Source organism: Bacillus sp. GW823-FHT06A10, from assembly GCF_058795375.1.
The window spans coordinates 75321-96635 of record NZ_JBXAHT010000002.1 but is presented as its reverse complement, the minus strand read 5'-3'; the positions used below and the strand labels follow the sequence as shown (position 1 = coordinate 96635).

Genomic DNA, 21315 nt, shown 5'->3' with positions numbered 1-21315 from the left:
CTGCAACCAGACTATCATAGTAATTTTCATTACCTTAGACTCTTAGCTTTGCGACCTATCCTTTCGAATAGTGTGCCAAAAATAGGTATTTATTTATCGTGTTTTGAATATACCATTAAAACCCAAAAAAGAAAATAGTTTTTTTAGAAAAAAACAATTAATTTTTATAGTCTAAATTTTTCACTGAAAAATCCATAATAAAAACTAAAAAAAAACATTTTGATCTTAGAAATACATCATACATTCTTTATCGATAAAATGAGATTTTTACTATCCACAAATAGCAAGATAAAATAGAAAAACATCACTTATTTGGAAGTGATGTTTTTTCTATTTAATGCAGTGGTAACATAACCTCAACCGTCGTTCCAACCCCAACTTCACTTTCAAAATTCATTTTACCGTTGTGGTCTTTAATAATTTTTTCTGTAACTACTAAACCTAGACCAGTTCCTGTTTCTTTCGTTGTATAAAAGGCTTCATTTAACTTTGGAATTTTATCTTTCGGAATGCCGCATCCCTCATCTTTCACTTGAATGATGATTCCATCTTTTACAGTAACTTTAATCGTAATTGTTCCGCCAACTGACATTGCTTCAATTGCATTTTTAATTAAATTAAAAAAGACCTGTTTTAATCGTTTTTCATCACATGTAATTGATGGTAAGTCTTTACTGTAAATACCTTGTATGTAGACTCCTTGTTTTAAAGCAGGCTTTTCCATAACTCGAATAACATAAGAGATAATTTCTTGTATGTTATGAGTTTCTGATTCTAGTGATTTAGATTTCTCAAATCCACTAAGTTCTGTAGCAATTATATGAATCCGATCTACTTCTTGTTTCATAATATCACTATAAATTTTATCCTCTGGATGCTTGTCTGCTTGTTTATTCACAAGTTTTTTTAAGTTTGCTAAAGGTCTTCTAATCTTATAACCAATAACCGTCGCCATTTTTCCAACAGCTGCTAGTTTTTCTGTCTGTTTTATTTCTTTGTCCATCATCTCAAGCGTACGAACGTAAGACTGAACCCTCAAAAATATAATCCAACATATGATAGTAAATACACTATATAATGCCATTGGGATTAAAACGAGAGAAGATTGAATAATGATTCCTGTAAGAGCGTACTTCCCGACAAGTATCGCTGGAACTAACCAGAAATATCTTTTGTTCACAAAGATTGGTGCGAACAAAATAAAAAATACTTCTACTATATTTCCACCGTCAAATTCCGCATCGCTACCATAATAAATCATAATGTTATGGATACAATCTAATACATTATAGCCAATTAGAATAATATACTTTACCACAAAAACATTCTTCCATTTCATAAAGTATATTCCAATGCAAAACAATACTACCGTCAAAAAGTAAAGCCATAAACCTAAACCATCTTCAAACTTTCCTACGCCTTCTTGCTCTCCCGCGATTAAAGGTACGATAAATTCATAGGCAAGATCATACACAAAAAATATAATAAAAAATAAACTTAAAAATACTTTCAACGCCTTTATTTCTTCATTTTTAAATATATAGCCTTTATTCATATGGTAACTCCTAGCTTTTCTTCCACTTGGATTTCAGTATTTCCACACTCCCTTGGGAGAATGATGTCTATTCTCGTTCCAGTATCTCTTTCACTTGAAATATGCAGCTCACCAAGGTGCTCGGCGACAATTCGATTCGCTACCGTAAGTCCCAGACCAATTTTATCTTGTTTCGTTGTATAAAAGGCCTCTGTAACACGGGTTAAGTTTTCTTGCTTAATACCATAACCATTATCGATTACGCTGATTATTACATATTCTTTCCCTTTATTCTCTAATTGCAAATGTAATATGCCACCTTGTTCCATTGCCTCTAAAGCATTTTTTATCGTATATAAAAAGACTCCTCTTATTTTTCGTTCATCACATTCAACTTCTATTGTTTTTTCTTCCACATTAGAAATAAACTGTACGTTTAATTCATTCATTTTTTCGCGAAGACTTGTTATTACTTGTAATACAATTTTTCCTACATCATGTTTCTTATAAATAGAAGGTTTGCATGTAGCAACTTCCATTAACTCACTTATCATATTATTCATATTTTCTATTTCAAAAATCATACGTTTATAAATAGGATCCTCTTCATGCTTCTCTCGTTGTAATTGCGTAAATCCTTTTAATGAAGCGAGTGGATTTTTAATTTCATGTCCAACCGTCGCTGCCATTTTTCCGATTACTGCTAATTTCTGTGATTCGCTAGCAATCGCAATACTTTCCTTTACGGCTGAAAGATATTGTAAAAATCGATTTAAAATGATATATGCAGCTATTAACATAAGCGTACACATAATAAGGAACATAAATGCTTTTATTTCCTCTAATACAAATAAATAAATTAAATATTTTCCTACAATAGAGGAAAGTAAAAACACATAGAATTTTTTATTTAAAAATATAGGTACAAAGAAAATGAGAATAATTTCTATTATATTTGTCGCATCAAACGCCGCTTTATTATAAAAAACATATGCAAATATATTAGCGATTTCTATCGCTATGTATGCAAATATCCATGCATATTTAACAAGGTTTGCCTTCTCTTTTTTCATTAAATATATATTCACGCACAGTATTGCTACTCCGCAAATAACTTGCCATATTATGTTGTATCCCTTATCCATTATTGATTTATCTTCTAATACGATTGCATAGAAAATTTGATATACAATAACAATGACATATAACACCCATAAAAGGATTTTTGCATTCTTTTCTTCTTCTTTATATGATAGAAAACTTTCTTTCACTTCAACACCCCTTCAAAATAATATCTCGAAGAATACCATTTATTATAATAAATGATTTTCATAGACAAACAAAGATAAATCGAACATTTGAGGAAAATCGTACCAAAAACGCAATATATTTAGACTATATACAGAGCATAAAATCTATGATCATTAATACGTATATTATGGAGGATGTTTTATATAGACGGCCTAAAAAGTAAAACAAAGCTTTTAGAATGGAGCCTATTGATAGAACAGGGGGAAATTTATGTTTATTACTGTCGAGAAAGATGTGCATATTTTTGTGCAAGACGTTAATCCTGGTCCAGGTAGTAAGACTGTTTTCTTCGTTCACGGATGGCCTTTAAATCATCAAATGTATCAATATCAACTCAATGTTTTACCAGAGCATGGCTTTCGCTGTATCGCCATGGATATACGAGGGAATGGACAATCTGATAAGCCATGGACTGGTTACACGTATGATCGATTAGCCGATGATATCGCAATTGTTCTAGAAGCACTCCAAGTAGAGAACGCTACGTTAGTCGGTTTCTCAGTTGGTGGTGCTCTTTCTATTCGATATATGTCTCGCTATAATGGGCGCCGCATTTCTAAGCTCGCATTAATTGACGCTGTCTCTCCCTCTTTCGTTAAAAATCAAGAGTCCCCTTACGGTGTACCGAAAGAACAAGCAGATGCTCTCATTAATCAAATGTATGCTAATTTACCAAAATTTTTAAATGATGTATCTTTATCCTTTTTCAATAGAAACTTAGGAGCTGCAACCCTTGAATGGTTTTCTTATCTCGGTATGCAGTCCGCTTCTTATGCCCTTATCAAAATTTTACAAGCAGCTGCAAATGAAGATGTAACGAAAGATTTAAATAAAATTAACGTCCCAACAAAAATCTTCCACGGCGTTCACGACCAACTAATTCCTTACAAAAGTGCTGAGCTTACGCAACAACGAATTAAAAATTCTCAGTTACATGCTCTTACAAATAGTGGTCATGGTTCACCAATCGATCAAGCGGATGAATTAAATAAAGAACTGATAAAATTTTTACAAACATAACAACTGCAATATAAGAATGAACGTTAACATAATCGTTTTTATAAAACATAAAATTCACACATTTCTCACAAATACACAAATAAAACGATTATATTTTCATATATACTAAATGTACAAGTAATACTCCCTAAACCCAGCTTGTCTGGTTACCCCGTTAAATACTATGAAAAAAGAACTTGTATCGTTATACAAGTTCTTTTTGTTTCTTTTATTTAAAGAGGATATCTTTACTATATTGATTTCCAACGAGTAAATCATATTGAAGCATTTTATATTGCTCTAACATTTCTTTTTGTTTCTTTGTTAAATCATTGATTACTTCTCCATTTTTATCAACTTTTAATTCATCTCTAAGCACTGGTATTTCCTTGTAAAGTTCCGATAAAAATTGATAAAATAAGGATTTATTTAATCCTGCATAATCAAAAATAAGATTAGAAAAATGAATTGGGCTTACTAAACCTAAATTATCATTTGGCATATCAAAGTTTGCATACATTAATAACGGAGTTTGCGCCATCGCTAAACGTTCGCTCGGTGTTTTTTCATTCGTTATATACCCATTTTCTTTATAAAAAGATTTATTTGTTCCTAATGATGGAAGATGATCTCCAAAGAATACTAATAATGTAGGTCTATCTAAATTATCTAGTTGCTCTATTAAATATTGAAGGGCCTCATCTGAACGTCTTAATCCTTCTGTATACGTCTCTAATTCTCCCTTTGATTCTTCATTTTCTAGACCGCTAATTTCTATTAGGTTTTCACCAAATCGGCCTTCTGTAAATGGAAAATGATTTTGCATCGTAACTGCATGAATAAATGTTGGCTGTTTTTGTCCCTCTAACTCAGCAATTATCTCTTTACTCATCGCTAAATCACTAATATAATCTCCATCAATATCCACATTTTCCATCGTGTCATCTGCATTAAACTTATCAAATCCTAACACCTTATATACATCGTCACGTTTAAAGAATGTGCGACCAAATGAATGAATTGCACTTGTGTAATAACCTTCTTTCTTCAACGCCGTAGGGATTGATGGAATTTCTTTCTTATTTGTAATGACCTGCTGATATGGTATAGAACCTGGCTTTAACAAACTCATCGAATAACTCGTTAATGCCTCAAATTCAACGTTCGCCGTATTTCCCCCAAATGTAGGAGAAATAGTTTGTCCACCAGGAAAGTTTTCTATATAATGATGTAAATTTGGTACAGGATCTTCACTAAAAGAAAGGTTAGTTACTTTCGTCGGATCCCAAAACGATTCACTCATTACAAAAATAATATTCGGTTTCTCTTTTTTCTTTTCATTCCCTATATTTCCACTATATTGTTTTTTTATATCGTTTGCTATTTGAAGCATATTTTCTTTAGAATAATTTTTTGGTTTTTCCATAACTGTTGTATCTAAATTGCTAATAAACCCAAGTACAAAACCATTTGAAGCATAGTTCTCATTTTGATTCCACAAAACAAAATCTACACCTGATTTTTGAAATACTTTATTCATAAATGTATTTGCAAAATTACCATACGCATATAGAACAAAAATAGATCCTACTACTAATAAGGCTCTTATTCCTAGATGAATCTTTACATTTTGAATATACCTTCTCATATATATCCCTGCTACAATACAAGCTACGATACTTACGATAATGATAAAAATATAACTCCAACTAAAATAGTCCATCACCATCGGTATAACAGATTGCATATGCGTAATTTGTGTGAAATCAGAAGGATATAACGGATCACCTCTGAAAATAAGCTTCAAATAATTTACAATACCTAAAATGACTAACGTACAGCTCGTTAAAACCATACTTAGAAAAACCTTACCTATTAAATTATATACAAGAATATATATTGCATAAATTACTACAAAACTTAATATAAACTGCATATTATAAAAGTAAATCCAATTCATTGCCTCTATGAAAATCATATTAACTTGCATGACAATATAAAATAACGCTACTGTATGAGCTAGTAAAAGTAATATAAAATGCACTCGCAGGGATGCTCTAAGTATAGACATCTCTTTTTTATTGAAATGCGTAATATAAAACGTTATGCCCCATATGAAAATCATCATAACACTTAAAACAAACTTTTGATTTAAATGATCTTTCATCATGTCTAAATTAAAAACCTTTAAAATCATAAACAGCATAGTTATTACTAATAAAGTCACCATACTACTTATAATGCTAGAAATTAATATATTTCTTTTTGGAAGATGAAAAAGTGTAGAACCATACTTCAATTCATTCCCTCGTTTCTATGTCTTAATTTCCCCCGCATCGAAAGAACTATTTCTATTAAAATAACATATATTACATATTTCGTCTGCATACTTGCTTCTATCATAAATGTTTTGTCTTAATATTCCCTTAATCAACCGTTAAATTATGGTATACAAATTACTCATTCTTGAAAAGCTTAATTTCAGCACTCCACTTTATGATATAATAACTATTTTTTAGAAATCCTTAATGCTATTAAAGATTCCACATGAAAATACGAAAGAATTAATAAACAGGCGTTGCACGTTTTTAACAACTATTACTATAACGAAAAGAACCTGCCACAAGACAGGTTCTTTTCGTTATTTTATGATAAAAGAGAAAATGATTATTATGTGTATTATATAAAGGGAAGCAGCCATATTTTCCATACGATACATACGAGTACTATAACCACAAAATCAAAAAAATCTAATCTCGGGCCTTTTTTCATATTCATATGTAGCCACATATGAAACCATTTTATTTTTGTATATTTATGGATGTTTTTCTTTGCAAATCGGTAAATAAGCATTTGCACGATAAAAAATCCGGCCACAAAAATAAATAATAAGATGAGAAATCCAATCACAAAATTCCTCCTATTTTTGTAGCGTTTTTTCTACTATCCGATTTTTCAAAACCCACTCTTCAAACTGGGCACTTCCAAATTCCCAGCTAAGATCGCGAGCATGTACAGAAAAAACGTAATGGCCAGCATATTCATCCATAAATCTCCCTAACTTTACATCGTCTTTCTCAATACCGTATACTCCAAAATTAAAATACACATCCCATACGTCTTCATTCTTCCTCTTATAAGCAATCGATTCCATATCACATTCTGTCCCGAAATAATCAAGATGTAAATGTACGCTATCATCGTATTCGTACTCCATTTTATCACCCCTTATATTTGTACTTCTTTATCACCCAAAAAATTCCTGCTATCTACACTCACATATGGGCAATTACCTACATATCATGCTTGTAGAGTGACTTCTAGGAGGTGTTATATAGTGAAAAAATTAATCGCGATTTTTTGCATCATGTTACTAGCTGTTTTTACTTTTGCTGCTTGTAGTAGTAAAAAAGAAGGTACGAAAGAACAAACTCAAAACATTCGCGTCGGCGAAGTTACCCATTCTCTCTTCTATGCCCCATTATATGTTGGGATTGAAAAAGGATTTTTTAAAGATGAAGGACTAAATATTGACCTACAAACAACAGCTGGTGGCGATAAAACGATGACCGCCCTATTATCTGGCGGAATTGATATCGCTCTCGTCGGTTCTGAAACGTCTATTTACGTTCATCAACAAGGAGCGAAAGACCCTGTCATTAACTTTGCACAGCTTACACAAACAGATGGGACATTTTTAGTTTCACGTAAAAAACTAGACTCTTTTAATTGGAATGACGTAAAAGGTGTTACATTTTTAGGACAGCGTAAAGGCGGCATGCCGCAAATGGTTGGAGAATACGTTTTAAAGAAAAATGGCATTGATCCTCATAAAGATACAAACTTAATTCAAAATATCGAGTTTGCTAATATTGCAAATGCCTTCTCATCTGGTACTGGAGAGTTTGTACAGCTCTTTGAACCGACTGCAAGTATACTTGAGAAAGAAGGTAAAGGTTATATCGTCGCTTCATTCGGAAATGAATCTGGTACTGTTCCTTATACAACGTTCATGGCAAAAGATAGTTTCTTAAAGAAAGATAAAGCTGCTGCTGAAAAGTTCACACGTGCTCTCTATAAAGCACAGCAATGGGTTGATACACATAGTTCAGAAGAGATTGCTGATGCTGTTTCCCCGCTATTTAAAGACACTTCAAAAGACATAACAGTAAAAGTAATTGAACGGTACAAAAAACAGCATTCTTATGCGACAAATCCACTACTAGATGCGGAAGAATGGAAACAGCTCCAAACTATTATGAAAGACGCTGGCGAATTACAAAAAGAAGTCCCACATGAAGCGCTCGTCAATACAAAAATTGCCGAAAGCGTTATTAAGAAATAGAGGCGAAGTGTATGAGTTTTTTACAAATACGTAACGTTTCTCACTGCTTTTTTGCAAAAGAGAATGCCAAACTTATTCTCGAAGATATGAGCTTACAAGTGGAAGAAGGCGAATTTATTTCTATACTCGGTCCAAGTGGTTGTGGTAAAACAACGCTCCTCTCAATCATTGCTGGACTACTTGATCCAATTGACGGTATCGTCTTTTTAGATGGTGAACCGATTACAACGAAAACATCATCTATGGGATATATGTTGCAACAAGATTACTTATTCCCTTGGAAAACGATTGAAGAAAATATTATGCTCGGACTTCATATTCGAAAGATTTATGATGAGCAGATGAAAGAACATACTTTAAATCTTTTAAAACAAGTCGGTCTGCATGGTGTAGAAGAACAATATCCTCGTGAACTATCCGGCGGTATGCGTCAACGTGCCGCTCTCGTTCGAACATTAGCGACTGATCCGAAAATTTTATTACTAGATGAACCATTCTCCGCACTCGATTATCAAACGAAGTTAAAACTAGAAGAACTCGTTTTCAACTTACTAAATAAATATAAGAAAACATCACTACTTGTTACTCATGATATTGAAGAAGCGATTGCGATGAGTGATCGTATTTATTTACTGCAAGCGAATCCCGGAAAAATCGCAAAAACCTTTATCGTCCCGGAAAGTATCCGTTCTTTATCACCGTTAGAAGCACGCCATCACTACGATTTCCCAGCCCTCTTTCAAGATATATGGAAGGAGCTGGAACGACTTGGATAATATAAAACAACTACATGAACAATTTCGAAAGAACGAACGCAGACGCGCTTGGATTGCTCGCTCGCTACAACTTTTACTACTTATTCTTTTCTTTGCACTATGGGAAATAGCTAGTAAAAAAGAATGGATTGATCCTTTACTCTTTAGCTCTCCTTCGAGTATTTGGGATCTCTTCTTAACGAAATGGATCGACGGTTCACTTTGGGTCCACATATGGACGACATTACTGGAAACTGGAGTAGGCTTCATTCTCGGAACAGTACTTGGTGCTATTATTGCCACGTTCCTTTGGTGGATGCCACTTCTAGCCCGCGTACTTGATCCTTATCTCGTCGTCCTAAATGCAATGCCAAAAGTTGCACTCGGTCCAATCATCATCGTTATTTTCGGCCCAAACATTTCATCTTCTATCGCAATGGGAGTAATCATTTCCATCATCATTACCATTCTCGTTATTTACAGTGCATTTCAAGAAGTCGATTCTAACTATATAAAAGTGATGGACACATTTGGTGCAAATAAATGGCAATGTTATAAGCAAGTCGTTCTCCCTGCATCCTTTCCAGCAATTATCTCAACGTTAAAAGTAAACGTTGGTTTATCCTGGGTCGGTGTTATTTTCGGAGAACTTCTCGTTTCCAAACAAGGACTTGGCTACTTAATTAGCTACGGATTCCAAGTCTTTAACTTCACACTCGTCTTACTTAGCGTACTACTCACATGTGTTCTTGCAACTCTTATGTATGTATTTGTTGAGGCATTTGAAAAAATTCTAATTGGAAAAAGAAAAAGAAGCTGACTCAAAACAGTACGCTATAGTCAGCTTCTTTCTTTTACCTTTTATCACACATTTTCGTTTCATTTGTAATGTTTCCATCCGCAACCGTAACTGTATGGAAACAGTCTTTCACACGTACTGTAACGACATTATCTTTTCGATCTATCACATGATAATCATTAAACTTTTCATTCAAAGCACTACGAATTTGCTCCCCTTCAAAAATCGGAAAACCGTGAGACATTACCCAAATGAGACCAGCAACAGCAAGAATCGTTTTCATACGTTTCATTACCTCCTCGAGAGTAAACTTATAGTCCCTACAACACGCGCATTATAATTGTGTCTAAATTGTGACATTTTTATACTAATTCTATTTTATACCGCCAGTTCCTTCTTCTTTTAAAGAAAAATACAGAATTTTCAATTTTATCAACATAAAAAAACGCAAAGAATTAAAAATTCTTCACGCTTTACTTTAACGAAACTATATCGAACGCATAACTCACATTAGTCTCCACTTTGTTGTTCTATCGTTTTCGAAACATCATATAATCCTGACAGCACTTCCGCTCTCATTTTTACAAGCTCAGGGAACTGATAGAAGAAAGCAATTTTCTTATATTTTAACTCTGTTCCTTCTTTCACTTTTTTTGAATCTTGTAAAATGAACGCTGTAAATGTATCTGCGATATCTTCCGTTACATTTGTTGTTCCATACAACGATACAAACTCATCATGCTTTTCTTTATAAAATTTAATTTGTGCCTCTTCATTTTCTTCTACTTTCTTTTCTGTCCACTCTTGCTCAATTGGTTTCCAAAATTCATTATAAAATTGGTTAATATACGAAGTTTTTCTCGCACATCCATTTTTCAAGAACACCGTTTTACATTTATTTCGATATGATGAAATGTCTTTCTCTTCATCAAATGCCTCTAAATATTTCCTATCCACTGGTACTTGTTTATGCCCAATCGTTAATACGTGAGCCGTTTCATGAATTAATGTTTTCATCACTTCATCTATATTCACCCCAGAATCGAGCACGTCTAAACTAAGCAACCAATCTCTCGGGTCATCCATACTTGGCATGACATGAGCAACAACGCCATCATAACCATCCGTTATTAGATCAAACCCTGTTATATTCTCACGATATTTCACTGGAATGAGAGTGCGATACATGTCCCATAAAGTTTCATGATACTCTCTATCTTGCCGTTGGCTTAACAAATCATCTTTTGCTACTTCGTCATCTGCAAAAGCTTTATTCAACCTCTTACGATCCAATTTCTCAAAATAAGGATCTACAATTCCATCACCATCGATATAATAAGAAGCTAAAAAGAAATAATTGTCATCCTCTTCTTTTTTCTGTTCCGCCTCTTTCATATTCATACTTTCATACTCTCCTATGTCATAATCCTCTACTTTTTCAAGTTCTGAAAGTCCCTCTATCTTTTTATATACTTTTTGTAATGTTTTATCTCCTATTTGCGTGCACTCTTCTTCTGTTTTACAAATTTTTTTTTCTTTCGTAACCTCGATAGCACTATCGCATCCTGCAACTAAACTGCTTGCTATAATACAACACACTAACTTGCCATACAGTTTCTTCATACAATCCCCCATTATTCCATTCTACAAAATATCATAATCATTTTTTTACGAATATGCGATAATTAATTATAAAAACTGCAAGGAGGCTTCTCATGATTCGTGCAATCTTATTCGACTTAGATGGAACACTATTAGATCGGCGCCAATCTTTAGAACAATTTATTTGTGAGCAATATAATCGCTTCTCCTCACATTTGATGATTATAGAGAAATCAGAGTATTGTTCTCGATTTCTTGAACTCGATAATAATGGCTATACGTGGAAGGATAAAGTATATGCTACTCTCCTTTCCGAATACAACATTACTACTTTAACGCAAGAGCAACTGCTACACGACTATATTACAAACTTCCAACATCATTGTATTCCTTTCAAAAACACGCATGAACTACTTCAACAGTTAAAACAGCGAAACATTAAAATTGGTATTATCACAAATGGTTTTACTGAATTTCAGATGAGCAACCTTCGAGCACTACATATACATACGTATACAAACACCATTCTCGTTTCAGAAGCTGAAGGAATTAAAAAACCTCACCCTGAAATTTTCGAACGTGCTTTGCAAAGACTAGATGTTAAGGCAGAAGAATGTCTTTATGTTGGAGATCATCCAGAAAACGATGTGCTTGGTTCTGAACAAGTAGGGATTCTTGGTGTTTGGAAAAAAGATTCGTTTTGGGGTGATTTTAAGCATTCACGTATCGTAGATGATTTGTTGGGGGTGCTTTCGTTTTTAGAGGTGGAGGTATCAACACAATAATAACAAATAAATTATATCAGCGATTTTCACAATATATCAATTCACCAACCAAAAGTAACAATAATAAGAGGAGGCGTTTTTCACAAACGCCTCCTCTTATTATTCATACACTGTAAACTGAGGTTTATTCGGATGATCTTTTACTAGCGCATCATCTGGAAACTTTGAAACTTTTTGATATACGGCAATGTCACCGATACAACCTGCTGTTAGTAGAATTCCTAAAAATGAGAGTGGCTCCAGATTCATAGCTAATCCCAATACAATTGGCAAAATTCCAGTTGGTAAAAACGGAAGCATTAACACTTTCTTCATTTGCTTTACTGTAACCGCCTGTTTAGAATGAGCATATGCAACACCTAATTTCCAATTAACGCCCCATTTTAGTTCACTCCACGGAACACCTCCGATATAGCGAAAGCCAATTAAATGTATCGCCTCATGAATACAAACGAGAACAATCATTGCGATAATAAAAAGAAACATCGTTAATAATGTAACTTCAACTTCAACTTGAACCCCACCTGAAAGAAATATATGCAAATAACCAATTCCAAACGACAAAGCAATTATTATAAAAAATAAAGAAAAGTTTAATTTAACCATCGAAACAGTAACAGTCGTTTCTTTTCTTTTATCCATCTTCCCCCTCCTAAAATGTAAATATATCTTTACAAAATTGTATAATATACCCAAAATTATGTAAAGATATATTTACATTTATTCTTACATACAAAAAAAGAAACCGGCTACTTTACTTCGTAAAACAGCCGATTTCTTCTATATGTTTCATCGTACGCGCTAATACGTCATCGCGCATTATAAAGCTAAATTTTCTATTCGTTTTAATGTTGTCAGGAATGTCTTTTAATAAAACAGACCCTTTCGTTTCTTCGTAATGCGTATGTTCTTCTACCGCACTAATTGTTGCAAAATAAATGTTTTTAATGATTATTTTGTCTTTTCCAGATACTTTGTATTGTCCTAAGTAAGTTAAATCAGAAACTATGCCGCCGGTTTCTTCATGAACCTCTCGAACTGCCGCTTCTTCCGGTGTTTCCCCTAGTTCTACTTTACCACCTGGAAATTCAAGACCGCGACGTAAATGATGTGTTAATAACCATTGATCCCCGTACCGGCATACAACCCAAACATGCTTTGGCTCAGGAGAAAATGGATAACGTTCAAACGATAATTGTACAGTGTTGTGGTAATAATCTTTAAATTTGTACATGCCATTACTCCCCTATTGATGGTTACAAGTTTTTCCTACCACAAATTGTAGCATATTCTCGCTTTTCTGCATAATATTATCCAATTACAATCCATTGATTATTCCCATTTGCGCGACTAATTCTTTCGTCTCATGATTTCCTAAATCGTAAATCATTTTATATGCTTTTTGTAGTTGTTCATCATATCGGTCATTATTTGAATCGTGATGATACTCAACAAATGGAACGTGGGAGCGTACAAATGACCCTAAATCTTCTACATAGGCTTGATCAAAGTGCTCTCGTAATTCCGTAATTTCCTCATCATTTGCGGAAATCTCAAAATTATACGTATCCGCCGTCTTCACTTGTGAAATTTGACCATTTCCTATTGATATATAATATGTTTTTTTCGTCTCCATGTAACACCCTTCTTTCATCCTTTTATTTTCTATTGTTTTCATCAATTACAAAATTATGTAAAATAAAGAAAAGGAGGGATTTTATGTTCAAAATATTAATTATCGGTATTATCATCGTCCTAATCATCCTCGTACTCTCCATCATGACAATTAATAAAGGCTATGCTTATAAACATTCCGTCGATAAACTAGAAGACAATCCTTATACAAAAAAGAATAAGGAGAATTCCTAATATGCTTCGTATACTTCGCATCATAGTAGCACTCACTGTGATCGTTATGTCGGCAATTGGATTATATACAGGTCAAAATAATTTTTTACCTCTTTCACAATTTCTATTAGGGGCTTTAATGTTTCTCATCGCATTTGAACAAATAAAGAAAAAGGAGGCAGCAACTGGATTTATTTGTATTATTGCCGGTGCTTTCATTTGGATTGTTCTCATCATTAGCTATATCAAATAAAAGGAGGTACATGCATGCTAAAAGGAGTACGGATTACTGTATCACTTATTGCTTTATGTATAGCAATCTATGGATTTTTTACTAGTAATAGAGAAATAATGCCGTATATGTTTATCTCTTTAGGAGTTATGGCCCTCATCATAAGTTTAGAGGAAATATTAAAAAGGCAAACAGGAGGTAGTGTGCTCGCTCTACTAGCAGGAGCCGCTGCTTTGTTTATTGGTTTCACAGAAATATTCCGATAAATGGTCTAAAGGAGGCTATACAATGCTAACTCTAACTATATTACGGAGTTTTTTAGCATTTCTCATGCTTCTCTTACTCATTCTAAGCACTTATATCCATGTTACCGATAATTTTTCACTTCTCCCATACGTACAATTTATTCTCAGTTGTTTCTTTATTCTTCTAGGAATTAATGAATTGAAATCCGGACGAAAATCAATGAGTATCCCGTATTTTTTCGTTTCCAGTCTCATATTCTTCTTTTTAATATCAAACTACTTTCGTTATATGTAGAATGAAATTTTGACCAATTTAGCATTTATAATTATTTTCTCTCAGTAACTATTTCTTTCTACTTAAGGGGGATTCCATGTTAAAAAACATTCAAATTATAATCTCCACTATCGCTCTTTCTCTCGCCCTATTTAGCTTCTTTGCAAACTTCACTATTCTTTTACCTTACGTGTTTATCCTTTTAAGTATTATGTGTATCCTTTTTGGAATCGATGAAATAAAGAAGCAGCAAAAAACGAAAGCATTTGTTTATTTTCTCTGTTCTGCCTTTGTTTTATATGTTGGAGTGTCTAGTATACTTTCATAAAAAAAGAACATGTTCGCTCTTAATAAAATAAAAAACTGCCCTTTCACAGGCAGTTTTTTATTTTATCCAAACACTTTCTCAAGTTCATCTTTATCTTGGCTTAACCAGAAGTTCATTAAGCGTTGTGCTCCTTCTAAGTCGTGAAGCTTCGCTTGACCACATTGTGTTTCATTTGCAGCTGGAATTTCTGTAATTTGAACCGCATCTTTTAATGTTAGTTCTAATAAATCAATGATTTCTCGTACTGTCGGTGTTCCGCTTACTACAAGATAATATCCTGTTTGGCAGCCCATCGGTGAAATATCGATAATATCAAAATGCGGATAACGATCAATATATTTACGTAAATTAAATGCTAATAAATGTTCTAACGTATGAATAACATCTGGTTTCATTGCTTGTTTATTCGGTTGGCAAAAACGAATATCGAATTTATTTACAATACCGTCACTACCTACATTGTGAACTCCGCAATGTCTTACATAAGGTGCCTTTACAATCGTATGATCTAATTCAAAGCTTTCTACTGATGGCATACAACATCTCTCCCGCTTTCAATTTAATTCCGTTATATCCAATATGATATAACGGAAATGCACATTAGTAAAGTATTATGTACAGTCGTGCTATAATACTTTAAGACTATGCTGAAAAGGAGACCATTATGAAACAGATTTTTATTGGGATTATACGCTTTTATCAAAAGTTCATTTCTCCGATGACACCACCAACTTGCCGCTTTTATCCGACTTGTTCTCATTACGGATTAGAGGCGTTTCAAAAACATGGTGCCCTCAAAGGCTTTTGGCTTACTTGTAAGCGTATATTAAAATGTCACCCTTTCCACCCGGGAGGATTTGATCCTGTCCCAGATAAAAAGGATGACAAAGTAAATTCTTAATTGTCGTAACCATTCACAACTAAATCTAATTTTCCTGTATCAGGATCTATAACAAGACCGTGAACAGGTACTTCTTCTGGAAGTAATGGATGGTTGCGAAGTATCGATACGCTATGTTCTACACTTTCTTCTACACTAGAGAACCCTTGTAGGAATCTTTCTAAATCGATTCCAGAATAACGGAGTGTATCTAATTTCTCATTTGTTATACCCCGCTCTTTCATCTTCTCAATTGTACTACTTGCTTGAATTTTTGCCATACCGCAATCGTGGTGACCAACTACACAAACTTCATCAGCACCAAGTTCATATACAGCAACTAAAATACTACGCATAATACTTCCGAATGGATGTGAGATAACAGCTCCTGCTACTTTAATAATTTTCACATCACCGTTACGCATATTCATTGCTTTTGGTAATAATTCAACAAGACGAGTATCCATACAAGAGATAATTACCATTTTTTTATTCGGGAATTTTCCCGTTTCATACTCTTCGTATCTTTTCTCTTCAACAAATTTTTCATTGTATTGTAAAATCTCTTCTAATGACTTCATAGTAAAAAACCCTCTTTTCTCTCATTTACATTACTTATATAGTGTACCAAAATATGAAAAACTCAAAAAGGATATCGCTTTATAGTAAAAATAAGATATTTTCAGATAATCGACATAATTCTTTCAAAATATACACACAGCTTTGTAACAAGTCTCACATACTTTAAACGTTTTTTCACTATAAACTGATTGTAGATAATGTAAAAAAGGAGTGAATATTTATTATGTCCGACGTTCTGTTACTGAGTCGTTTTCAATTTGCAATTACTATTTTTTATCACTTTTTATTTGTACCTTTGACAATCGGACTTGTCATTTTAGTAGCATGTATGGAAACTCAATACGCCCGCACATTGAATCCAACATACCGTAAAATGGCAAATTTCTGGGGTAAATTATTTACAATTAACTTCGTAATGGGGATTATAACTGGGATTACGATGGAATTCCAATTTGGAACGAACTGGTCTGAGTACTCCAAATATATGGGAGATATTTTCGGATCACCTCTCGCAATCGAAGCACTCGTTGCCTTCTTCTTAGAATCTACTTTCATGGGAATATGGTTATTCGGTAAAGACAAAATTTCACCAAAGTTCCGTGCCTTCTGTATGTGGATGGTTGCACTTGGAACAAACATTTCCGCACTTTGGATTATTACAGCAAATGGATTTATGCAAAACCCTGTTGGCTACGTAGTACGTAATGGCCGCGCTGAATTAAATGATTTCTGGGCACTCGTTACAAATCCATATGCTTGGAATATGTTCTTCCATACTGTCATTGGTTGTTATATCGTAGGTGCTTTCTTCGTTATGGCAATTAGTGCCTATCACTTATTACGTAAAAATGAAGTGGAATTCTTCAAAAAATCATTTAAGTTTGGTTTAATATTAGGCTTATTCGCCGCAACAATTACACCGTTTATGGGACATCAATCTGGTGTATCAGCAGCTAAATATCAACCAGCAAAAGGAGCTGCGATGGAAGCAGTTTGGGAAACTGGAAAAGGACAAGGCTTCTCAATTGTTCAAATTCCTGATGTAAAAAATGAGAAAAACTTTGAATTCCTTACGATTCCAAAACTCGGAAGCTTCTTCTATACAAACTCATTTGATGGCGAAATTGTTGGTTTAAAAGATATTCCGAAAGATGAACGTCCAAATGTTAACCTCGTGTATTATAGCTTCCGCTTAATGGTCGCACTTGGTATGTTCTTTATGGCATTAACTTGGTATGGCTTCTATTTAAACCGAAAAGGAAAACTAGAGAACTCAAAACGTTATTTAAAAATTACAATATGGTCTGTCTTACTTCCATACATTGCGATTAATGCTGGCTGGATTGTCGCTGAAGTAGGTCGTCAACCTTGGACAGTATATAAACTAATGCGTACCGCGGAATCTGTATCACCTATATCTGTTCCACAAATTTGGTTCTCATTAATTAGTTTAATTTTGTTCTACACTTTACTTTTAATAGCAGACGTATACTTAATGCTGAAGTTCGCGAAAAAAGGACCTGCAGCATTAGAAGATCCTGCTACTGAGGGAGGCGTGGCTCATGTCTCATGATATGCTTGCAATCATCTGGTTTGGTTTATGGGGCGTGATTTGGACAGTTTACTTCATTCTTGACGGGTATGCACTTGGTAATGGAATGATTTTTCCTTTCGTTACGAAAGATCGACAAGAACGAAATCAATTACAAGAAGCAATTGGGCCATTCTGGGGCGGTAATGAAGTATGGTTAATTACAGCTGGTGGCGCAACATTTGCTGCCTTCCCAGTCACATATGCAAATATGTTTAGTTATCTATATACACCGTTATTCTTAGTATTACTTGCACTGTTTGCGCGTGCCGCTGGACTGGAATTCATGCATAAAGATGATTCACCGATTTGGCAAAAAACTTGTAAATGGGCATTTGCAATTGGCAGTTTTTTAATTGCTTTCCTATTCGGTGTTACGTTCGCTAATCTTTATTACGGACTACAAATCGGAAAAAATGGTTATGAAGGAAATTTACTTAGCTTACTAAACCATTACGGTATTTTAGGAGGGTTGTTCTTCACTGCTATATTTGTCGTATCCGGTGCCCTTTGGGTCATGATTAAAACGACTGGTGAAGTATCCGACCGTGCTTATAAAATCGCAAGACCATTTTCAATGGCAGCAGCTATTATTTTAGCTATCTTCTATGTAGCAACTGCTAATCGGACAAACTTATTCCAAAACTTTACGGAATATCCGGTACTATTCATTCTTCCAGTACTTGCAATGCTAATGAGTGTACTCGCACTTATTATGGTGTACAAACATAAAATTGGCCTTGCCTTCACATTCGTTTGCCTAACAATCGCAATGTTTATGACAACTGGCTTTGCAGGTATGTTCCCAAGAATGTTACCATCTCGTATTAACGATGCATACAGTACAACGTTATACAACGCAGCCGGTAGTCAATTAAACTTAAAAATTATGTTCTTCGTTGCAATGGTCATGGTACCAATCGTTATTGGATATCAGCTTTGGAGCTACAGTATCTTTAAAAATAAAATTCATAAAGACTCTGCTAAAGGATATCACTAAAATAAAAAAGACACTTCGTTTGAAGTGTCTTTTTTTTGTACGTATGATTTTCGATAAGATGTTATATTTCTAATCTAACAACTACACTATAGAAGAATCATTAACAGCTCACAGCTAGATTGTATCATAGGGCAACTTCATCATTTTATGCAATTTTACATACTGTACTATAAAGTAAACTGTATCCCCTGATCATTCGCATCATTATCCCATACATCAGCTGTACTAATCCCGCTAAACGTTTGTACTTTCATTCCTGTATTTGAAGATCCCGATCCATTATAAGCCTTCGTCTTTTCAATCGGCTGTACGTTATATTTGTCACCTACATTAATTGTTCCATTGCAGTTTTCAATAATAACACCTTCCACAACTGCCGGCATTTTGTCACCCACTTTCATTTCTTTACTTTTATTTTATGAAAATCGCCTAGAAAAATAGCATGTTTCAATAAGAAAAAGCACTCAAATTGAGTGCTTTTCTTTAAGCATAAAGACAAGTTTGGAGACAGTTGACTTCTTCAAAATTTTATTAGGGGTAATATTTTGAAAAAGAAAGCCTTTCATATGTAGGTTAACACCACTGGAATATATAGTAAATTGATAATATTTATACGGAAGATTGCTAATGTTTAGTATAGATAGTTTACACTATGCTAACAGTGAAAACTATCTATACTAATAAAAAAAAGGTGCCTTCAAAGAAGCCACCTTTCAAAAACAGACACTATAAAACAGAATTATTTATTGTTATACGATTGTTAGATACAAAAAGTAGAGGGAAATGTTTGTATGAAATTCTGCTTTATAAAGTCTGTCTACAACTTATATTGTAATCCTCTTCATTTGAAAAAAAATATAATATGCACAATTGCATACAAAAAGAAAAAGCACTCTACTGAGTGCCTTTTCAACCATTTTACTTTTAATATATCGCTTTGAATATATTGTAACATACGTATCTATATATTTTATTGAGAAAATTCAAAATCATTTTTTCTTTCATTTTTACTTATAAAATCATGTAATATAAAAGGTATGTCAAATTCTTATACAAATTGAGGTGTACTATATTTATGATGTATTTCGGAATTATTCCTCTTATACTATTTATTATTTTTCTTATTTCCTATTTAAAAGATCCGCGAAAAATAATAAACGGCTTTTTATTTAATTCCTTTGTCTGTTTTTTCCTTCTTTTTTGTGTGATTATATCTGTAAATTCAAGTAGTGATGTCCTACGCTATATTATAATTTTACCTATTTTAGCACTTCTTATTATGCTTCCTTTCGGTATTGTTGCTTTAATGTTTGGGCTATTTCTTAATGCTAGAATTTTAATGAAGCGAGAAGGAAGACGGTTCACTAACTGTTTAACACTCCTTGCTGCTTTAGGGATGTTATTCTTTATGTTACTCCCTATCATAAACCCAGCAAGTTTGGTCTCATCGCATTTAGAGCCTATTTTTGCAGCTATTTCTCTTATAAGCTTCTATTTCTTTATACACTTATCTAACTTCTTAAGCGCATATTTTTTATACCAATTCAACAGACCAAGACGTAATCAAGATTTCATTATCGTTCTTGGTAGCGGCTTAATTAATGATAAAGTACCACCATTACTTGCAAGCCGCATTAATAAAGCTATCGACTTCTATTGGAAACAAGCAGCTGTAAATACACCACCAACAATTATTTTCTCTGGTGGTCAAGGTCCAGATGAAGGTCTTCCAGAGGCAGAAGCAATGCAAAATTATGCTGTTGAAAAAGGAATTCCTCTTGAACATACGGTGCAAGAAAATCGCTCTGTAAACACATATCAAAATATGTTGTTCTCTAAAGAAATTATGGATTCTTTAAAACCTGAAGGTAAATATAAAAGTATTTTTACAACGAATAATTTCCACCTTTTCCGTGCTGGCATATACGCTAGACAAGCTGGTCTTAATAGCCAAGGAATCGGGTCAAAAACTGCATTTTATTACTGGCCTAACGCAATGATTCGTGAATATGTTGCGATTGTCGTAATGGGACGTAAGCGCCATATGAAAATATGTGGAACTATTTTAGGTTTCGCTTTATTCGTATCAGTACTTAGTTTTATATTTTCTTAATAGCATCCCATCCTTTGAAAGGATGGGATTTCTTATACTGATTTCAAAAATATTTTAAAGATAATATGGTGATAATATTCCCTGCATACATC

At 33.7% G+C, this 21315-nt stretch carries 26 protein-coding genes and 1 riboswitch; of the genes, 13 read left to right on the top strand and 13 right to left on the bottom strand.

Going from position 1 to position 21315, the window contains the following annotated elements:
- Positions 1-87, bottom strand: a riboswitch (cyclic di-GMP riboswitch).
- Between the two features lie 247 nt (positions 88-334).
- Both AC1Q8M_RS15250 and AC1Q8M_RS15245 read right to left on the bottom strand, forming a co-directional pair.
- A complete protein-coding gene (locus AC1Q8M_RS15250; protein ID WP_001032635.1) occupies positions 335-1555 on the bottom strand; it encodes an ATP-binding protein in 1221 nt (406 codons plus the stop codon).
- Positions 1552-2805, bottom strand: a complete 1254-nt coding sequence (locus AC1Q8M_RS15245) for an ATP-binding protein (RefSeq protein ID WP_098511590.1) — start codon at positions 2803-2805, stop codon at positions 1552-1554. The genes AC1Q8M_RS15250 and AC1Q8M_RS15245 overlap by 4 nt, the downstream gene beginning before the upstream one ends.
- Before the next feature lie 250 nt (positions 2806-3055).
- On the opposite strand from AC1Q8M_RS15245, the gene AC1Q8M_RS15240 reads away from it, so the two are divergent.
- The gene (locus AC1Q8M_RS15240; protein WP_000471062.1) at positions 3056-3865 is read left to right on the top strand and encodes an alpha/beta fold hydrolase; all 810 of its coding nucleotides are present in this window, start codon (positions 3056-3058) and stop codon (positions 3863-3865) included.
- Positions 3866-4073: 208 nt separating this feature from the next.
- Here AC1Q8M_RS15240 and AC1Q8M_RS15235 read toward each other — a convergent pair whose 3' ends face one another.
- The 3 genes from AC1Q8M_RS15235 to AC1Q8M_RS15225 form a co-directional block, all read right to left on the bottom strand.
- On the bottom strand, positions 4074-6143 hold the full coding sequence (locus AC1Q8M_RS15235; protein ID WP_098361125.1) for an LTA synthase family protein: 2070 nt from the start codon (positions 6141-6143) through the stop codon (positions 4074-4076).
- 380 nt (positions 6144-6523) lie between these two features.
- A complete protein-coding gene (locus AC1Q8M_RS15230) occupies positions 6524-6754 on the bottom strand; it encodes a hypothetical protein (RefSeq protein ID WP_030028720.1) in 231 nt (76 codons plus the stop codon).
- 10 nt (positions 6755-6764) lie between these two features.
- The gene (locus AC1Q8M_RS15225) at positions 6765-7061 is read right to left on the bottom strand and encodes a DUF3986 family protein (RefSeq protein WP_090976826.1); all 297 of its coding nucleotides are present in this window, start codon (positions 7059-7061) and stop codon (positions 6765-6767) included.
- 120 nt (positions 7062-7181) lie between these two features.
- Between AC1Q8M_RS15225 and AC1Q8M_RS15220 the strand changes: the two genes are divergently transcribed.
- From AC1Q8M_RS15220 to AC1Q8M_RS15210, 3 genes are read left to right on the top strand one after another with little or no spacing between them, the layout of a single operon-like run.
- Positions 7182-8189 (top strand): ABC transporter substrate-binding protein, encoded by a 1008-nt coding sequence (locus tag AC1Q8M_RS15220; RefSeq protein WP_139213248.1) that lies wholly within the window; start codon positions 7182-7184, stop codon positions 8187-8189.
- A gap of 11 nt (positions 8190-8200) precedes the next feature.
- Positions 8201-8965 carry an ABC transporter ATP-binding protein gene (locus tag AC1Q8M_RS15215; RefSeq protein WP_000009022.1) on the top strand — a complete coding sequence of 255 codons (765 nt, stop codon included), beginning with the start codon at positions 8201-8203 and terminating at the stop codon, positions 8963-8965.
- On the top strand, positions 8958-9764 hold the full coding sequence (locus AC1Q8M_RS15210) for an ABC transporter permease (RefSeq protein WP_000368798.1): 807 nt from the start codon (positions 8958-8960) through the stop codon (positions 9762-9764). Before AC1Q8M_RS15215 ends, AC1Q8M_RS15210 begins: the two co-directional genes overlap by 8 nt.
- A gap of 34 nt (positions 9765-9798) precedes the next feature.
- On the opposite strand, the gene AC1Q8M_RS15205 is transcribed toward AC1Q8M_RS15210, so the two are convergent.
- Together AC1Q8M_RS15205 and AC1Q8M_RS15200 are read right to left on the bottom strand one after the other, a co-directional pair.
- Complete coding sequence (locus tag AC1Q8M_RS15205; RefSeq protein ID WP_000849112.1) at positions 9799-10026, bottom strand: hypothetical protein; 228 nt, start codon at positions 10024-10026, stop codon at positions 9799-9801.
- 227 nt (positions 10027-10253) lie between these two features.
- A complete protein-coding gene (locus AC1Q8M_RS15200; RefSeq protein WP_141533064.1) occupies positions 10254-11366 on the bottom strand; it encodes a recombinase family protein in 1113 nt (370 codons plus the stop codon).
- 92 nt (positions 11367-11458) lie between these two features.
- Here AC1Q8M_RS15200 and AC1Q8M_RS15195 point away from each other — a divergent pair, with 92 nt between their 5' ends.
- Positions 11459-12130: an HAD family hydrolase gene (locus AC1Q8M_RS15195; RefSeq protein ID WP_098361123.1), complete on the top strand. Its 672-nt coding sequence runs from the start codon at positions 11459-11461 to the stop codon at positions 12128-12130.
- 99 nt (positions 12131-12229) lie between these two features.
- Here AC1Q8M_RS15195 and AC1Q8M_RS15190 read toward each other — a convergent pair whose 3' ends face one another.
- From AC1Q8M_RS15190 to AC1Q8M_RS15180, 3 genes are all read right to left on the bottom strand, one after another.
- Positions 12230-12772: a DUF3267 domain-containing protein gene (locus AC1Q8M_RS15190; RefSeq protein ID WP_098855654.1), complete on the bottom strand. Its 543-nt coding sequence runs from the start codon at positions 12770-12772 to the stop codon at positions 12230-12232.
- 112 nt (positions 12773-12884) lie between these two features.
- On the bottom strand, positions 12885-13364 hold the full coding sequence (mutTA, locus tag AC1Q8M_RS15185) for an antimutator 8-oxo-(dGTP/GTP)ase (protein ID WP_000276385.1): 480 nt from the start codon (positions 13362-13364) through the stop codon (positions 12885-12887).
- Between the two features lie 84 nt (positions 13365-13448).
- The gene (locus AC1Q8M_RS15180) at positions 13449-13766 is read right to left on the bottom strand and encodes a hypothetical protein (RefSeq protein WP_000448409.1); all 318 of its coding nucleotides are present in this window, start codon (positions 13764-13766) and stop codon (positions 13449-13451) included.
- A gap of 83 nt (positions 13767-13849) precedes the next feature.
- Between AC1Q8M_RS15180 and ytzI the strand changes: the two genes are divergently transcribed.
- From ytzI to AC1Q8M_RS15160, 4 genes are all read left to right on the top strand, one after another.
- The gene (ytzI, locus tag AC1Q8M_RS15175) at positions 13850-13999 is read left to right on the top strand and encodes a YtzI protein (protein WP_000472791.1); all 150 of its coding nucleotides are present in this window, start codon (positions 13850-13852) and stop codon (positions 13997-13999) included.
- A gap of 1 nt (position 14000) precedes the next feature.
- Positions 14001-14231 carry a DUF3953 domain-containing protein gene (locus AC1Q8M_RS15170; protein WP_000944455.1) on the top strand — a complete coding sequence of 77 codons (231 nt, stop codon included), beginning with the start codon at positions 14001-14003 and terminating at the stop codon, positions 14229-14231.
- Positions 14232-14245: 14 nt separating this feature from the next.
- Positions 14246-14476: a DUF3953 domain-containing protein gene (locus AC1Q8M_RS15165; protein WP_000912060.1), complete on the top strand. Its 231-nt coding sequence runs from the start codon at positions 14246-14248 to the stop codon at positions 14474-14476.
- Between the two features lie 350 nt (positions 14477-14826).
- Positions 14827-15057, top strand: coding sequence for a YczI family protein (locus tag AC1Q8M_RS15160; protein ID WP_098855653.1), 231 nt, complete (start codon positions 14827-14829; stop codon positions 15055-15057).
- Positions 15058-15119: 62 nt separating this feature from the next.
- Here the strand turns inward: AC1Q8M_RS15160 and luxS are convergent, their stop codons facing one another.
- Entirely contained in the window at positions 15120-15593 is a 474-nt protein-coding gene (gene luxS, locus AC1Q8M_RS15155; RefSeq protein WP_001141371.1) for an S-ribosylhomocysteine lyase LuxS, read from the bottom strand.
- 128 nt (positions 15594-15721) lie between these two features.
- On the opposite strand from luxS, the gene yidD reads away from it, so the two are divergent.
- Positions 15722-15958, top strand: coding sequence for a membrane protein insertion efficiency factor YidD (yidD, locus tag AC1Q8M_RS15150; RefSeq protein WP_000809334.1), 237 nt, complete (start codon positions 15722-15724; stop codon positions 15956-15958).
- On the opposite strand, the gene AC1Q8M_RS15145 is transcribed toward yidD, so the two are convergent.
- Positions 15955-16518 (bottom strand): beta-class carbonic anhydrase, encoded by a 564-nt coding sequence (locus AC1Q8M_RS15145; RefSeq protein ID WP_000838173.1) that lies wholly within the window; start codon positions 16516-16518, stop codon positions 15955-15957. The genes yidD and AC1Q8M_RS15145 overlap by 4 nt on opposite strands.
- Positions 16519-16742: 224 nt before the next feature.
- Between AC1Q8M_RS15145 and cydA the strand changes: the two genes are divergently transcribed.
- Positions 16743-18092 (top strand): cytochrome ubiquinol oxidase subunit I, encoded by a 1350-nt coding sequence (cydA, locus tag AC1Q8M_RS15140; protein WP_001286159.1) that lies wholly within the window; start codon positions 16743-16745, stop codon positions 18090-18092.
- Entirely contained in the window at positions 18082-19110 is a 1029-nt protein-coding gene (gene cydB / locus AC1Q8M_RS15135) for a cytochrome d ubiquinol oxidase subunit II (protein ID WP_000017662.1), read from the top strand. Before cydA ends, cydB begins: the two co-directional genes overlap by 11 nt.
- Positions 19111-19277: 167 nt before the next feature.
- Here the strand turns inward: cydB and AC1Q8M_RS15130 are convergent, their stop codons facing one another.
- Positions 19278-19511, bottom strand: coding sequence for a spore germination protein (locus AC1Q8M_RS15130; RefSeq protein ID WP_002001299.1), 234 nt, complete (start codon positions 19509-19511; stop codon positions 19278-19280).
- 674 nt (positions 19512-20185) lie between these two features.
- Between AC1Q8M_RS15130 and AC1Q8M_RS15125 the strand changes: the two genes are divergently transcribed.
- Entirely contained in the window at positions 20186-21223 is a 1038-nt protein-coding gene (locus tag AC1Q8M_RS15125) for a YdcF family protein (protein WP_000990102.1), read from the top strand.
- Positions 21224-21315 lie beyond the last annotated feature (92 nt).

Bases quoted from the DNA above. Each gene is read 5' to 3' on its own strand.
- AC1Q8M_RS15250 (WP_001032635.1), bottom strand. From the start codon at position 1,555: ATGAATAAAGGCTATATATTTAAAAATGAAGAAATAAAGGCGTTGAAA.
- AC1Q8M_RS15240 (WP_000471062.1), top strand. From the start codon at position 3,056: ATGTTTATTACTGTCGAGAAAGATGTGCATATTTTTGTGCAAGACGTT.
- AC1Q8M_RS15225 (WP_090976826.1), bottom strand. From the start codon at position 7,061: ATGGAGTACGAATACGATGATAGCGTACATTTACATCTTGATTATTTC.
- AC1Q8M_RS15215 (WP_000009022.1), top strand. From the start codon at position 8,201: ATGAGTTTTTTACAAATACGTAACGTTTCTCACTGCTTTTTTGCAAAA.
- AC1Q8M_RS15205 (WP_000849112.1), bottom strand. From the start codon at position 10,026: ATGAAAACGATTCTTGCTGTTGCTGGTCTCATTTGGGTAATGTCTCAC.
- AC1Q8M_RS15200 (WP_141533064.1), bottom strand. From the start codon at position 11,366: ATGAAGAAACTGTATGGCAAGTTAGTGTGTTGTATTATAGCAAGCAGT.
- AC1Q8M_RS15195 (WP_098361123.1), top strand. From the start codon at position 11,459: ATGATTCGTGCAATCTTATTCGACTTAGATGGAACACTATTAGATCGG.
- AC1Q8M_RS15190 (WP_098855654.1), bottom strand. From the start codon at position 12,772: ATGGATAAAAGAAAAGAAACGACTGTTACTGTTTCGATGGTTAAATTA.
- mutTA (WP_000276385.1), bottom strand. From the start codon at position 13,364: ATGTACAAATTTAAAGATTATTACCACAACACTGTACAATTATCGTTT.
- AC1Q8M_RS15180 (WP_000448409.1), bottom strand. From the start codon at position 13,766: ATGGAGACGAAAAAAACATATTATATATCAATAGGAAATGGTCAAATT.
- ytzI (WP_000472791.1), top strand. From the start codon at position 13,850: ATGTTCAAAATATTAATTATCGGTATTATCATCGTCCTAATCATCCTC.
- AC1Q8M_RS15170 (WP_000944455.1), top strand. From the start codon at position 14,001: ATGCTTCGTATACTTCGCATCATAGTAGCACTCACTGTGATCGTTATG.
- AC1Q8M_RS15165 (WP_000912060.1), top strand. From the start codon at position 14,246: ATGCTAAAAGGAGTACGGATTACTGTATCACTTATTGCTTTATGTATA.
- AC1Q8M_RS15160 (WP_098855653.1), top strand. From the start codon at position 14,827: ATGTTAAAAAACATTCAAATTATAATCTCCACTATCGCTCTTTCTCTC.
- luxS (WP_001141371.1), bottom strand. From the start codon at position 15,593: ATGCCATCAGTAGAAAGCTTTGAATTAGATCATACGATTGTAAAGGCA.
- yidD (WP_000809334.1), top strand. From the start codon at position 15,722: ATGAAACAGATTTTTATTGGGATTATACGCTTTTATCAAAAGTTCATT.
- AC1Q8M_RS15145 (WP_000838173.1), bottom strand. From the start codon at position 16,518: ATGAAGTCATTAGAAGAGATTTTACAATACAATGAAAAATTTGTTGAA.
- cydA (WP_001286159.1), top strand. From the start codon at position 16,743: ATGTCCGACGTTCTGTTACTGAGTCGTTTTCAATTTGCAATTACTATT.
- cydB (WP_000017662.1), top strand. From the start codon at position 18,082: ATGTCTCATGATATGCTTGCAATCATCTGGTTTGGTTTATGGGGCGTG.
- AC1Q8M_RS15130 (WP_002001299.1), bottom strand. From the start codon at position 19,511: ATGAAAGTGGGTGACAAAATGCCGGCAGTTGTGGAAGGTGTTATTATT.
- AC1Q8M_RS15125 (WP_000990102.1), top strand. From the start codon at position 20,186: ATGATGTATTTCGGAATTATTCCTCTTATACTATTTATTATTTTTCTT.